Below are 14,134 nucleotides of genomic sequence, written 5' to 3'. Positions count from 1 at the left end.
CCCTACAAGCGGGACGACTCCCGCGGAGGTGACCGTCCTTATCGCAACGACCGCCCGCAGCGTGATGACCGTCGCCGCGACGACCGGGGCGGCGACCGTCGCTCGCACACTCCGCAGCGTGGTGGTGCCGAGCGGGAGTACAACCCGTACGCACCGGTGCGTGAGCGCGTCCCGGAGCCGCCGCTGCCCGACGACGTCACGCCTCGCGACCTGCACCCTGCGGCGCGCAACGAGCTGAAGACCCTCAGCATGGAGAACGCCGAGCGGGTGGCACGCCTCCTCGCCATGTCGGCGCGTCTGATCGACGAGGACCCAGAGCTCGCGCACGAGTACGCCCTCGCCGCGTCGCGCCGCGCCGGCCGCATCCCGGTCGTGCGCGAGTCCGTCGCGATCACGGCCTATGCCATCGGTGACTTCGCCCTGGCGCTGCGTGAACTGCGCACCTACCGCCGCATCTCCGGCCGTGAGGACCAGATCGCTCTGATCGTCGACAGCGAGCGCGGTGTCGGCCGTCCCGATCGCGCGCTCGAGGAGGGGCGCGGAGTGGATCGCTCCGCTCTGCCGACCGAGGTGCGCGTGGCCCTCGCGATCGCGATGTCCGGCGCTCGCATGGACCGTGGCGAGCTCGAGCTCGCTCTCGGCGAGCTGGAGATCCCCGAGCTCGACCCTGATCGCGCCTTCGAGTGGAGCCCCGCGCTGTTCGCTGCTCGCGCCGCGGTGCTCGAAGACCTCGGGCGCATCGACGAGGCCGAGTTCTGGGCCGAGCGCGCCGAGACCGCCGCTGACGCCCTCGTCGCCGCATCCGCGGAGCACGACGAGGTCATCGTCGAGGACGGCCTGATCGAGGACTTCGACGACGAGTACGACGAGGATGCCGCCGGCGAGCTCGACGACGCCGTGGCCGACGTCGATGACGTCGCCGATGAGATCGATGAGGCCGACGTCGATGACGCGGCCGATGAGGTCGACGATGCCGAAAGCGAGATCGACGACGCCGCGGGCGAGCCCGACGCCGCCGACGACTCAGCGGACGACCTCGCGGACGCCCCCGAGCCCAAGGCCGACGACGTCGCCGCCGAGGCCGCGGAGATCCTCGTGGAAGCAGGCATCGACGAGGCCGACCCCGCCGACGAGGGCAAGGCCTGATGGGCTTCTTCCGCAAGTCCGCGCCCGCTCCCGCAACTCCTCTCGACGGCCGTGACGCCGTGCTCGCCGACCTCGACGGTGTCGTGTACGCCGGCCCTGGCCCGCTCCCGCACGCGATCGACAGCCTGAACCGCGCAGCGGCCGGCATCCGACTCGGGTACATCACGAACAACGCGTCCCGCACGGACACGGATGTCGCTGCGCACCTGCGCGACCTCGGTCTCGATGTGCGTCCGGACGACGTCGTCACGAGCCCCCAGGCCGCGATGCGTCTGCTCACGACGATGGTGCCGCCGCCCGCGACGATCCTCATCGTCGGGGGAGAGGGGCTCGTCGTCGAGGCGGAGAAGGCCGGCTACGCGGTCACCCGCAGCGCCGAGGACGCACCGAGCGCGGTCGTGCAGGGGTTCGCCCCCGAGGTGGCGTGGACCGATCTCGCCGAGGCGGCCTTCGCGCTGAAGGTCCCAGAGGACGAGGGCGGCATCCCGTGGATCTCGACGAACACCGACTGGACGATCCCGCGCGAGCGCGGCGTCGCACCGGGCAACGGCACGCTCGTCTCCGCGGTGCACACGGCGATCGGCCGGCTGTCGACTGTCGCCGGCAAGCCCGAGACTCCGATCTTCGAAGAGGCGCTCGCGCGGTTCGGCGCGAGCAACGCGCTGTTCCTTGGCGACCGGCTCGACACCGACATCCTCGGGGCCAACCGTGCCGGCATCGACTCGGCACTGGTCCTCACCGGCATCGACCGCCCCAAGCACGTGCTCGCGGCGCCCGAGGGGTCGCGGCCGACCTTCATCCTCAGCGACCTGCGCGAGCTGCACGAGCCGTACCCGCAGACCGTGCAGAAGGACGGCGTCTTCCACGTGAACGGCGCTGCCGTGCGTGTGGTGGGTGCGAACGTCGAGATCCTCGCCGAGGGCGAGCGCCAGATCGACCTGCTGCGCGCCGGTGCAGCCGCGATCTGGGGCAGCGGCGCGGCGATCTACGTGTTCGAGGTGCCGGAACGCCTTTACGCGGACCCGTTCCACCGTCCCTGACTGTCCACACTTCCGAGCGCCGCCAGTTCGCCGTCCGCGCCCCGCGTTAGGGTGGGGCTATGCAGGATCCCGCCGAGCACCTCCGGTCAGACGAGCCGGCCGACGCGCTCTGGAGCAGGCTGCGTCTGATCGAGGGCCAGCCGCTCGCCGACCGTGCAGAGGCCTACTCCGGCCTGCACAGCGAGCTCATGAAACGGCTCGACAGCGCACCGAAGACCGAGCAGCGGCCGAACCCCGCCGGGGAACGGTGACCCGCCTCGACGCGGCGCTGGCCGCACGAGGACTGGCGCGTTCGCGCTCGCACGCCGCAACGCTCATCAGCGAGGGCAGAGTGCGGATCGACGGGCGCCCCGTCGTGAAGGCGTCGACCCCCGTCCCGGATGAGGCGGAGATCACCGTCGACGGCGCGGACGACTACGTCAGCCGAGGCGCGCACAAGCTCATCGCCGCGCTCGACGGCTTCGGCATCGCGGTGCAGGGCCGGCTCGCGCTCGACATGGGTGCATCGACCGGCGGGTTCACGCAGGTGCTCCGAGAGCGGGGCGCACGTCGCGTGCTGGCAGTCGACGTCGGCCACGGGCAGCTCGCCCCGTCCATCGCCGCCGACCCCGGCGTCACATCGGTCGAGGGCTACAACGTGCGGTACATGACGCGGGAGAACCTCGTCGAGGCGACGGGTGAACCCGATGCCCCCGACCTCATCACCGGTGACCTGTCCTTCATCTCGCTCGAGCACGTGCTTCCCTCCGTCGCCGCGGTCGCTGCGCCTGGAGCCGACATCGTGCTGCTCATCAAGCCGCAGTTCGAGGTCGGTCGCACCGCGGTCCGTGGCGGGCTGGTCACCGACCCCACGACACGCGTCGACGCGGTGGAGCGGACGGCGTGGGACGCCTGGGACGCCGGACTCGGCATCCGCGGCATCCTGCCCTCGCCGATCCTCGGCACGCACGGCAATGCGGAGTACCTCGTGCACCTCGGCGCAGGCGGCGAGGATCCGACACAATGGACGAAGCGCATCGCGGAACTGGCAGGAGGACGATGAACGAGCGGAACATCCTGGTCGTCGCTCACGCGCACCGGGAGGACACGGTCGCCGCCGCGATGCGCGTGATCGAGGCGCTGCGCGACGCGGGTGCCAGGCCCGTCCTCGCGGCGGAGGACCACGGCGAGCTCACCGCCGTCGACCCGAGGTTCGCCGAGGTGGCCACCGTCGGCGCCGACGTCGACGTGAGCGATCTCGAACTCGCGATCGTGCTCGGCGGAGACGGCACCATCCTGCGCGCCGCCGAGCTGGTGCGCGACGCCGGTGCCCCGGTGCTCGGCATCAACATGGGTCACGTCGGCTTCCTCGCCGAGATCGAGCGCGACGACATGGATGACGCCGTGCGCCGAGTGATCGACCGCGATTACCAGGTCGAGGAGCGCCTCGCCCTCTCGGTCCGCGTGAAGGATGCCGCAGGCGAGGTCGTCTACGACACGTGGGCGCTGAACGAGGCGACCGTCGAGAAGGCCAGCCGCGAGCGGATGATCGAGGTCGTCGTCGAGATCGACGGCCGCCCGCTGACGAGTTACGGATGCGACGGCATGGTGGTCGCCACTCCGACCGGATCGACGGCCTACAACTTCTCCGCCGGAGGCCCGGTGATCTGGCCCGGCGTCGAGGCGATCGCCGTCGTACCGCTCTCCGCGCACGCCCTGTTCGCGCGTGCCCTGGTGGTCAGCCCCCAGGCGTCCGTCGCGATCGAGATGCTCGAGTCCACCTCGGGGACCGGGATCCTGTGGTGCGACGGCCGGCGCTCCCACGAGCTTCCGCCCGGTGCGCGCGTCGTCGTCCGCCGGTCCTCCAGGCCGGTGCGCCTCGCCCGCCTGCATCCGATCCCGTTCACCGATCGGCTGGTGCGCAAGTTCCAGCTGCCGGTCGCCGGATGGCGGGGAGGCAGCCGATGATCGAGGAGATGCGCATCCGCGGCCTCGGCGTCATCGACGACGCCGTGCTGCCGCTCGGCCCGGGATTCACCGCGATCACCGGCGAGACCGGCGCCGGAAAGACCATGGTCGTCACCGGGCTGGGTCTGCTGCTCGGCGCCAGGGCCGACTCCGGCGCCGTGCGCGCCGGAGCATCGCAGGCCTCCGTCGCCGGCGTGTGGATCGTGCCGCAGGACGGCCCCGTCGCCGACATCGTCGCGGATGCCGGGGGAGAGCTCGAGCCGGCGGGAGATTCCGCAGAGCTCTACGTGTCGCGCAGCCTGAGCGCGGAGGGTCGCAGCCGTGCCAGCGTCGGCGGCCGGGCCGCTCCTGCGGGCGTGCTGTCCTCGCTGGCCGAGGAGCTCGTCGTCGTGCACGGCCAGTCCGACCAGCTGCGGCTGCGTTCCGCCGCCGCGCAGCGCGACGCGCTGGACCGCTTCGGCGGCGACGCGATCGCCGACGCGCTGAGCACCTACGGCGCGGTCTTCGCCCGCTGGCGGGCGCTGGATGCCGAGATCACCGATCTCACCGAGAACCGCGACCGCCGCGCCGAAGAGGCTGCCCGGCTGCGCGAGGATCTCGCCCAGATCGAGGCTCTGGACCCGCAGCCCGGTGAGGACCGCGAGCTGAACGAGCGCGCCGAGCGCCTCGCGAACGCCGAGGAGCTCCGCGTCGCGGCATCCGTCGCCCGCGGCGCGATCTCCAGCGAGGAGGGCGAAGCGGATGTCTCGGCGCTGATCTCCGAGGCCAGGCGCGCACTCGAGCGCGTGTCGGACCCGCAGCTCGCCGAGATCGGCACGGCGCTCGAGGATCTCGGCTATCGGGCCGCGGATCTCGCGCTGCAGCTGTCCGAGTACCTCGCGGATCTCGACGAGACCGGTCCGCACGAGCTCGCCGCCGTCGAGGAGCGCCGTGCCGCGCTCAGCGCTCTCATCCGCCAGCACGGATCGCTCGACGAGGCGCTGGCGCTGTGGGGGAGCGGCTCCGCGCGGCTCGCCGAACTCGATGACGACGGCGACCGGATCGAACGACTCCAGGCCGAGGCCGCTCAGGCACGCGCAGACGTGGATGCTGCGGCCGACGCACTGACCGGTCTGCGCACCGCCGCGGCGGAGCGGCTGTCCACCGCAGTCAGCGAGGAGCTGCACGCCCTCGCCATGCCCGACGCCCGCCTGGTCGTCGAGGTGGCGCCGGGTGCCGAGAGCACGCATGGCCGTGACGATGTGGGCATCCTGCTCGCCCCTCATCCGGGTGCCGAGCCGCGTCCGGTCTCGAAGGGCGCCTCAGGTGGTGAGCTGTCCCGCGTGATGCTCGCGATCGAGGTCGTGATCGCCGGGGTCGACCCGGTGCCGACGTTCGTCTTCGACGAGGTGGATGCCGGCATCGGCGGCGCCGCTGCGATCGAGGTCGGCCGCCGTCTCGCGCGGCTCGCCGAACGGGCGCAGGTCATCGCGGTCACGCACCTGGCGCAGGTCGCCGCGTTCGCGACGAATCACCTGACGGTCGTGAAGGCGTCCGGCGGTGCTGTCACGGCCTCCAGCGTCCGCCGCTTGGACGGCGGGGAGCGCGAGGCCGAGATGGCCCGGCTGCTGTCGGGCCTGCCCGACTCCGACGCCGCCCTCACTCACGCTCGGGAACTTCTCGGTCTGAGCACCGCACCGAACTGATAGGATAAAAGCCCGTGATGCAGAACTCAGCCGCGCGGTCCGACGACACCACTTTCACGACGAAGCACATCTTCGTGACGGGCGGTGTCGTTTCTTCTTTGGGCAAGGGCCTCACCGCAGCCAGCCTGGGCAATCTCCTCACGGCCCGCGGTCTGCGCGTCGTGATGCAGAAGCTCGACCCCTATCTCAACGTCGACCCGGGCACGATGAACCCGTTCCAGCACGGCGAGGTCTTCGTGACCGACGACGGTGCCGAGACCGACCTCGACATCGGCCACTACGAGCGCTTCCTCGACATCAACCTGTCGCAGGCCGCGAACGTGACCACCGGCCAGATCTACTCCCAGGTGATCGCCCGCGAGCGCCGTGGCGAGTACCTCGGCGACACCGTGCAGGTCATCCCGCACATCACCGACGAGATCAAGCGCCGCATGCGTCTGCAGGCCACCGAGGAGCCGCAGCCCGACGTGATCATCACCGAGGTCGGCGGCACGGTCGGCGACATCGAGTCGCAGCCGTTCCTCGAGGCCGCACGTCAGCTGCGCCACGAGCTCGGTCGCGACAACGTGTTCTTCGTGCACGTCTCGCTGGTGCCGTTCATGGGCGCCTCCGGCGAGCAGAAGACCAAGCCCACCCAGCACTCCGTCGCCGCCCTGCGCCAGCTCGGCGTGCAGCCCGACGCGCTGGTGCTGCGCAGCGACCGCCCGGTCAGCGAGAGCAACCGCAACAAGATCGCGCTGATGTGCGACGTCGATATCGACGGCGTCATCAACACGGTCGACCTGCCCAGCATCTACGACATCCCCTCCACGCTGAACGACCAGGGGCTGGACTCGTACATCGTCCGTCGCCTCGGGCTGCAGGCCGCCGACGTGGACTGGTCGCGCTGGCAGAAGGTGCTCCAGGCGGTGCACAACCCCAAGCACGAGGTCACGATCGGCCTGGTCGGCAAATACATCGACCTGCCCGACGCCTACCTCTCGGTGACCGAGGCGCTGCGCGCCGGCGGCTTCGCCCACGAGGCGCACGTCAACATCCGCTGGATCCCCTCGGACTCCTGCGAGACGCCCGAGGGCGCCGCGAAGGCCCTCGGCGACCTGGACGGCATCTGCATCCCCGGCGGCTTCGGCATCCGCGGCATCGAAGGCAAGGTGGGCGCGCTGAAGTTCGCCCGCGAGCAGGGCATCCCCACGCTCGGCCTGTGCCTCGGCCTGCAGTGCATGGTGATCGAGTTCGGCCGCCACGTCGCCGGCATCCCCGGCGCGTCATCGACCGAGTTCGACCCCGAGACCTCCGAGCCGATCATCGCGACGATGGCCGAGCAGGTCGAGATCCTCGACGGCGGAGACCTCGGCGGCACCATGCGCCTCGGACTCTACAAGGCTGCTCTCGGCGACGGGACGCTGGCCGCGGAGCTGTACGGCTCGGACGAGGCCTCCGAGCGGCACCGCCACCGCTACGAGGTCAACAACTCCTACCGCGACCGCCTCGCCGACGCCGGCCTGGTCTTCTCGGGGCTGAACCCCGAGCTCGACCTCGTCGAGTACGTCGAGCTGCCGCGCGACGTGCACCCGTTCTACATCGCCACCCAGGCGCACCCCGAGCTGCGCTCGCGCCCGACCTCGCCGCATCCGCTGTTCCGCGGTCTGATCGGCGCGGCCATCGAGCGCCACCGCTCGAGCGAGCTGTTCGGCGATGACGACGCCTGACCCGTCCTCCCGTCCGGTTCCTGAGCGCCCTTCGTCTCGCTTCGCTCGCTCAGGACCCGCGGAGCGAGACGAAGGGCTCACCGACGAGCCCTTCGAACCCGAGGTGCTGCAGAGCGACCTCGTGTACGAGGGGTACGTCTGGGACGTGCGCTCCGACCGCGTGCGCTACGGCGACGGTGAGATCGTGCGGCAGTACGTCGCGCACACCGGCGCCGTGGCCGTCGTCGCACTCGACGACCAGGGGCGTGTGCTGCTGATCCAGCAGTACCGGCATCCGATCCGGCACCGCGACTGGGAGCTGCCCGCAGGTCTCCTGGACGTCGCGGGCGAGGAGCCCCTCGCCGCCGCGCAGCGGGAGCTCGCCGAGGAGGCCGACCTCACGGCGGAGCACTGGCAGCACCTCGTGTCGTCGTGGACGACGCCTGGTGGGAACGACGAGATGATCCACGTGTTCCTCGCCACCGGCGTCGAGCGCGCGGCCGCCGCGCATGCCCGCGAGGACGAGGAAGCCGACATCCGCGTCGCCTGGGTCCCGCTGTCGGATGCCGCGAACGCGGTGCTCTCCGGGCGGATGCACAACGGCATCCTGCAGATCGGTGTGCTCGCGGCCGAGCGGATGCTGCGCCGGCAGGAACCCGCCGGGCAGTAGCCGTGCAGCTCGACCGGGCGATCGACGCGTACCTGCGGCACGTGACGATCGAGCGCGGCCTGTCGGAGCATTCGATCGCGGCCTACCGCCGTGATCTCGCCGGTTACCGGGAGTGGCTGGGGGAACAGGGGATCGGCGACACCGCCGAGATCACTCCCGCCGTGGTGCAGGCGTTCGTCGCCGCGCGCGCCGGCGCGGAGCCGCCGCCTGCGGCGACCAGCCTGGCCCGGCTGCAGTCGTCGGTGCGCAGCTGGCACCGCTTCCTCGCCAGGGAGGAGATCGAGCCGGATGACCCGACTGGCCGGCTCCGCCCTCCGAAGATGCCGCGCCGGCTGCCGAAGGCGCTCACGATCGACCAGGTGGAGCGCCTGCTCGGCGCCCCGAGCGCGGACGAGCCGCTCGGCCTGCGTGACCGGGCGCTGCTCGAGCTGCTGTACGCCACCGGCGCCCGCATCTCGGAAGCCGTCTCTCTCGACGTCGACGACCTGTCGCACGGCGATGTGCTGCGCCTGCGCGGCAAGGGCGACAAGGAGCGGATCGTGCCGCTCGGCTCCTACGCGCGTGCTGCCGTCGACGCCTACCTGACCAGGGTCCGCCCTGAGTTGTCGGCCAAGGGACGGGCATCCGCTCGGCTGTTCCTCGGCGCGCGCGGCGCGCCGCTGTCGCGGCAGAGTGCCTGGCTGATCATCCGGGCCGCCGCGCAGGGCGCGCAGATCACCGCCGAGGTGTCGCCGCACACCCTGCGGCACTCCTTCGCCACCCACCTGCTGCAGGGCGGCGCCGACGTGCGCGTCGTGCAGGAGCTGCTCGGGCACGCGTCGGTGGCGACCACGCAGATCTACACGCACGTCTCGGTGGACACCCTGCGCGACATCTACGCGACGTCGCACCCCCGCGCGCGCTGAGCGGCCGCGCGCGGCGGTGCGCGCCGACCTGGGCGCGCCGGGATGAGTGAGGGGAGCGGTATCGATACAATCGACCGAGCACGAGGAGCAGGAGAACCGGTGGCGAAGAAGACCAAGGACGACATCCCGATGGGACCGACCGGTCGTCCCTACCACGGGTTCGACATCCCCGCACCGCTCACCTCGCACGGTCCGGCGCGCATCATCGCCCTCTGCAACCAGAAGGGCGGGGTCGGCAAGACCACCACGTCCATCAACCTCGCTGCGGCACTGGCCGAGTACGGACGCAAGGTGCTCGCGGTCGACTTCGACCCGCAGGGCGCGCTCTCGGCGGGCCTGGGCATCCAGACCCACGACATCCCCACGATCTACGACCTGCTGCTCGACCACAAGCGCGACGCGCACGACGTGATCGTGCACTCGGCCGTCGAGGGGCTCGACGTGCTGCCCGCGAACATCGACCTCTCTGCCGCCGAGGTGCACCTCGTCAACGAGGTCGCCCGTGAGACGATCCTGTCGCGCGTGCTGCGACAGGTCGCGGGGGAGTACGACGTCATCCTCATCGACTGCCAGCCCTCGCTGGGCCTGCTCACCGTGAATGCGCTCACCGCCGCCCACGGAGTGCTCATCCCGCTGGAGTGCGAGTTCTTCGCGCTGCGCGGTGTCGCCCTGCTGATCGAGACGATCGACAAGGTGCGCGACCGGCTGAACCCGGCGATCGAGCTCGACGGTGTGCTGGCGACGATGTACGACCCGCGCACGCTGCACTCCCGCGAGGTGCTGGAGCGCGTCGTGGAGGCGTTCGGCGACGACGTGCTCGAGACCGTGATCGGCCGCACCGTGAAGTTCCCCGACGCGTCGGTGTCGGGCGTCCCCATCACCGAGTTCGCGCCCGAGCATCCCGCCGCCCAGGCGTACCTGCGACTGGCGCGGGAGCTTGTGTCCCGTGGCGCCGTCGCCTGAGGACGTCCAGAATCAGGATGCCGAGGCGTCCGGCTTCAGAGTCTCGCTGTCCAACTTCGACGGACCCTTCGACCTGCTGCTGAACCTCATCTCGCAGCATCAGCTCGACATCACAGAGGTGTCGCTGAGCAAGGTCACGGACGAGTTCATCTCGTATCTGAAGGATCTCGACGGCGACGACGAGCTGGATCAGGCATCCGAGTTCCTCGTCGTCGCAGCGACGCTGCTCGACATGAAGGTCGCGGGGCTCCTGCCGCAGGGCGAACTGGTCGACGCGGAATCCGTCGCGCTGCTCGAGGCGCGGGACCTGCTCTTCGCGCGGCTGCTGCAGTACCGGGCGTTCAAGGAGGTCTCAGCATGGTTCTCGCGCTGCCTGCAGCGCGAGGAGCGCCGTCATGTGCGCGCCGTGCCGATCGAGGAGAAGCACCGGAAGAAGACCCCGGAGCTGGTGTGGACCCTCAGCGCCGACGACTTCGCCGCGCTCGCGCTGCTGGCCTTCGCGCCCAAGGAGATCCCCTCGGTGGGGCTCGATCATCTGCACGCGCCGCTGGTCAGCATCCGTGAGCAGGCGGCTATCGTCGTGACGCTGCTGCGCGGGTCGCCGTCGCTGACGTTCCGCGAACTGGTCGCCGGTTCCACGGAGCCCGGTGTCGTGGTCGCGCGGTTCATCTCGGTGCTGGAGCTGTACCGGCATGCCGCGCTGTCCTTCGAGCAGCTGGAGCCGCTGGGCGAATTGACCCTGCGCTGGTCCGCCGAGAGCTGGTCCGACGAGATGCTGGCGACGTTGGGAGCCGACTATGACCGATGACGTGCGCGAGACCGATGACGTGCGCGAGACCGATGACGTGCGCGAGACCGATGAGATGATCGACGCGGAGAGTGTCCTCGAGACCCCGCTCACCGAGCGCCTGGAGGCGATCCTGCTGATCGTCGACGAGCCGATCGGACTGGTCGCGCTGGCCGCCGCCGTCGGGTCGCCCGTGCCCGCCGTGCGGCAGTCGCTCGAAACGCTCGTCGACGACTACGACGGCCGCGGCGCCGGCCGGCGGCGCGGGTTCGAGCTGCGCGAGGTCGGCGGCGGCTGGCGGATGTACGTGCGTGACGACCACGACGACCTCGTCGCGGAGTTCATCGGCGGTCAGGCGCCGGCCCGCCTGTCGCAGGCGGCGCTCGAGACGCTCGCCGTGATCGCCTACAAGCAGCCGGTCACGCGAGGCCAGGTGGCATCCATCCGCGCGGTGAACGTCGACTCGGTGGTCCGCACGCTGCTGGCTCGCGGGCTCATCACCGAGATGTTCGCCGACTCCGAGACCGGCGCCATCAACTACGGCACCACCGACCAGCTGCTGCAGCACCTCGGCATCAACTCGCTCGACGAGCTGCCGCCGATCTCGCCGCTGCTCGACGACGGTGCAGACGGATTCGACGAAGGAATTGGTTCATGACTGACGAAGCACCCGAGGGCGTCCGCCTGCAGAAGGCTCTCGCGAACGCGGGCGTCGCCTCGCGGCGCGTGATCGAGCAGTACATCGTGGAGGGACGCATCCGGGTGAACGGGCACACCGTCACCGAGCTCGGCAGGCGCATCGACCCCGAGAACGACCTGATCGACGTGGACGGCACGGCCGTGCAGCTCGATGTCTCGAAGCGCTACGTGATGCTCAACAAGCCGACGGGCGTGGTGAGCTCGATGAAGGACGAGAAGGGGCGCCCCGACCTGCGCCGCTTCACGAAGGACTACGACGAGCGGCTGTACAACGTCGGCCGGCTGGATGCCGAGACCAGCGGCCTGCTCGTCCTCACCAATGACGGCGAACTGGCGCACGTGCTCGCGCACCCGTCGTTCGGGGTGACGAAGGTCTACATCGCCAAGGTGCAGGGCGCCGTCACGGCGCAGACCATCGCGAGACTGACCAAGGGCTTCGAGCTCGAGGACGGCTTCATCAAGGCCGACAAGGCGCGGCTTCTGGACACCTCGCGGAACACCAGTCTCGTCGAGCTGACCCTGCACTCCGGGCGCAACCGCATCGTCCGCCGGATGATGGCCGAGGTGGGGCATCCCGTCATCGATCTGGTGCGCCGGCAGTTCGGCCCGCTGCACCTGGGAACGCTCCCTGCCGGGAAGAGCCGCGAACTGACTAAAATCGAACTCGGCGCGCTGTTGACTCTGTCGCGCGAGGAGACCCCTGCCGATCAGGCGCCGGGAGACGTGCAGGAGAAGCAGTGACCGAACCAGGCCATGGTGCCGCGACGCAGTCGCGCGTATCCGGCACCGTGCGCATCGTCGGCTCAGGCCTGCTCGGTGCCAGCATCGGTCACGCGCTGCGCGCGAAGGGCGTGGACGTCGCCCTCGCCGACGCCTCGCCGGCGCAGCTGCGCCTCGCCATCGACTATGGCGCGGGCCGCGCGGCCTCCGTCGACGACCGCCCTGCGCTGATCGTCGTCGCCGTGCCGCCGGACGTCACGGCGGACGTGATCGAGTCCGAGCTGGCGCGCTTCCCGGATGCTGTGGTGACAGATGTCGCGAGCGTGAAGCTCGAGCCCTACCGTGCGCTGCGCGACCGTGGCGTCGACCTGACCCGTTACATCGGCTCCCACCCGCTCGCCGGTCGCGAGCGCGGGGGAGCGATCTCGGCACGCGCCGACCTGTTCATCGGACGCCCCTGGGTGGTGTGCCGCGACGAGGAGACGCGCGCGGCCGACCTGTCGCTGGTCGAGGCGCTCGCGCTCGACGTCGGGGCGATGCCGCTCGAGATGACTCCCGAGGAGCACGACCGCTCGGTCGCGCTGACCTCGCACGTGCCGCAGGTCGTCGCGAGCCTGCTCGCGGCACGCCTGGCGGATGCCGAGGAGGGCGCACTGCGCCTGGCCGGCCCCGGTGTGCGCGACACGACCCGCATCGCGGCATCCGCTCCCGAGCTGTGGGTGCAGATCCTCGGGGCGAATGCGGCGCCGGTGGTCGACATCCTGGACGCCCTCGCCGAGGATCTGCGCGAGGTCTCGTCCGCGCTGCGCGATCCGGATGCCCCCGGCTCGCGGCGCACGGTGGCGGACGCCATCCGGCACGGCAACGAGGGCGTCGAGCGGCTCCCGGGCAAGCACGGTCAGAACCGCCGGTTCGAGCAGCTCGTCGTCATGGTCGACGACACCCCGGGTCAGCTGGGTCGCCTGTTCGGCGAGCTCGGCGAGCTGGAGGTCAACGTCGAGGACCTGCGACTCGAGCACTCGCCCGGTGCGCAGTTCGGTCTGGCCGAGATCAGCGTCGCGCCCGCCGCGCTGCGCGGCGCGATCGAGGGGCTCGAGTCACGCGGATGGCGGATCGCAGGGAGCACGAATGACTGACATCACCTCTACGACGGATGCCGCGAAGTTCATCGCGATCGACGGCCCGGCTGGCTCGGGCAAGTCGAGCGTCTCGAAGGAGATCGCCCGGCGGCAGGGGTTCGGCTACCTCGACACCGGCGCCGCGTACCGGGCACTGGCCTGGTACGTGCTCGAGCGCGGTGCGGACACCGCGGACGAGCAGGCCGTCCTGGCGGCGGCATCCGACTTCCCGCTGCAGCAGGGACTGGACGCCGACGACCGTCGCGTGGCGGTCGGCGACGTGGACGTGACCGATGCGATCCGCGACCCGCGCGTCTCGGCGGCCGTGAGCGGCGTGGCGCGCGTGCCGGCGGTGCGCGCGCAGGTGAACGACGTGTTCCGGCGCCTGGTCGCCGAGGCGCCGTACCCGGCCGTCGTCGTCGAGGGACGCGACATCACGACCGTGGTGGCACCGGATGCGCCGGTGCGCATCCTGCTGACCGCGGCACCAGAAGTGCGCGCCGCCCGGCGCGCCGCAGAGCTCGGCGGCGAGAACGCCGCCGCTGTCGCGGAGGCGCTGCACAAGCGCGACCGCAGCGACAGCGCGGTGGTGGACTTCCTCACCGCCGCACCCGGGGTGGACGTCGTCGACTCCACCGAACTGGACTATCAGCAGACCGTCGACGCCGTGCTCGCGGTGATCGGCGAACGGCTAGGAGAACGAAATGGCTGACCCTACGAACGACTCAGGGCAGGCGGAGTACGAGGGCGCGCCCGACCAGCTCGC

General features: G+C 70.9%; 15 protein-coding genes. All 15 read left to right on the top strand.

All coding sequences use genetic code 11. The features are described 5' to 3' along the window. The coding region (locus tag GON06_RS14275) for a hypothetical protein (RefSeq protein WP_232528474.1) at window positions 1-1,146 on the top strand (1,146 nt) is incomplete at its 5' end. Continuing rightward, window positions 1,146-2,186, top strand: coding sequence for an HAD-IIA family hydrolase (locus tag GON06_RS14270; protein ID WP_157312891.1), 1,041 nt, complete (start codon window positions 1,146-1,148; stop codon window positions 2,184-2,186). The genes GON06_RS14275 and GON06_RS14270, both read left to right, overlap by 1 nt. 59 nt (window positions 2,187-2,245) lie before the next feature. Further along, window positions 2,246-2,437, top strand: coding sequence for a hypothetical protein (locus tag GON06_RS14265; protein WP_157312890.1), 192 nt, complete (start codon window positions 2,246-2,248; stop codon window positions 2,435-2,437). Beyond that, window positions 2,434-3,228, top strand: coding sequence for a TlyA family RNA methyltransferase (locus tag GON06_RS14260; protein ID WP_332837578.1), 795 nt, complete (start codon window positions 2,434-2,436; stop codon window positions 3,226-3,228). Before GON06_RS14265 ends, GON06_RS14260 begins: the two co-directional genes overlap by 4 nt. After that, complete coding sequence (locus GON06_RS14255; RefSeq protein WP_157312889.1) at window positions 3,225-4,133, top strand: NAD kinase; 909 nt, start codon at window positions 3,225-3,227, stop codon at window positions 4,131-4,133. Before GON06_RS14260 ends, GON06_RS14255 begins: the two co-directional genes overlap by 4 nt. Beyond that, entirely contained in the window at window positions 4,130-5,818 is a 1,689-nt protein-coding gene (gene recN / locus GON06_RS14250; protein WP_157312888.1) for a DNA repair protein RecN, read from the top strand. Before GON06_RS14255 ends, recN begins: the two co-directional genes overlap by 4 nt. A gap of 17 nt (window positions 5,819-5,835) precedes the next feature. Next, the gene (locus GON06_RS14245; RefSeq protein ID WP_157313006.1) at window positions 5,836-7,527 is read left to right on the top strand and encodes a CTP synthase; all 1,692 of its coding nucleotides are present in this window, start codon (window positions 5,836-5,838) and stop codon (window positions 7,525-7,527) included. Continuing rightward, window positions 7,514-8,176 (top strand): NUDIX domain-containing protein, encoded by a 663-nt coding sequence (locus GON06_RS14240; RefSeq protein ID WP_232528473.1) that lies wholly within the window; start codon window positions 7,514-7,516, stop codon window positions 8,174-8,176. Before GON06_RS14245 ends, GON06_RS14240 begins: the two co-directional genes overlap by 14 nt. Before the next feature lie 2 nt (window positions 8,177-8,178). After that, on the top strand, window positions 8,179-9,081 hold the full coding sequence (gene xerD, locus GON06_RS14235; protein ID WP_332837575.1) for a site-specific tyrosine recombinase XerD: 903 nt from the start codon (window positions 8,179-8,181) through the stop codon (window positions 9,079-9,081). Between the two features lie 129 nt (window positions 9,082-9,210). After that, window positions 9,211-10,044, top strand: coding sequence for a ParA family protein (locus GON06_RS14230; protein ID WP_157313004.1), 834 nt, complete (start codon window positions 9,211-9,213; stop codon window positions 10,042-10,044). After that, complete coding sequence (locus tag GON06_RS14225) at window positions 10,028-10,852, top strand: segregation and condensation protein A (RefSeq protein WP_332837574.1); 825 nt, start codon at window positions 10,028-10,030, stop codon at window positions 10,850-10,852. The genes GON06_RS14230 and GON06_RS14225 overlap by 17 nt, the downstream gene beginning before the upstream one ends. Before the next feature lie 55 nt (window positions 10,853-10,907). Next, window positions 10,908-11,489, top strand: a complete 582-nt coding sequence (gene scpB / locus GON06_RS14220) for an SMC-Scp complex subunit ScpB (RefSeq protein WP_198346710.1) — start codon at window positions 10,908-10,910, stop codon at window positions 11,487-11,489. Next, window positions 11,486-12,271, top strand: a complete 786-nt coding sequence (locus GON06_RS14215; protein WP_157312885.1) for a pseudouridine synthase — start codon at window positions 11,486-11,488, stop codon at window positions 12,269-12,271. Before scpB ends, GON06_RS14215 begins: the two co-directional genes overlap by 4 nt. Then, a complete protein-coding gene (locus tag GON06_RS14210; protein ID WP_332837573.1) occupies window positions 12,268-13,386 on the top strand; it encodes a prephenate dehydrogenase in 1,119 nt (372 codons plus the stop codon). The genes GON06_RS14215 and GON06_RS14210 overlap by 4 nt, the downstream gene beginning before the upstream one ends. Continuing rightward, entirely contained in the window at window positions 13,379-14,080 is a 702-nt protein-coding gene (gene cmk, locus GON06_RS14205; protein WP_157312884.1) for a (d)CMP kinase, read from the top strand. The genes GON06_RS14210 and cmk overlap by 8 nt, the downstream gene beginning before the upstream one ends. Window positions 14,081-14,134: the final 54 nt, after the last annotated feature.

This window comes from Microbacterium sp. MAH-37 (genome assembly GCF_009758255.1).
In the GTDB taxonomy this organism is placed as follows: Bacteria; Actinomycetota; Actinomycetes; order Actinomycetales; family Microbacteriaceae; genus Microbacterium.
This window is presented reverse-complemented; position numbering and strand designations above follow the sequence as displayed.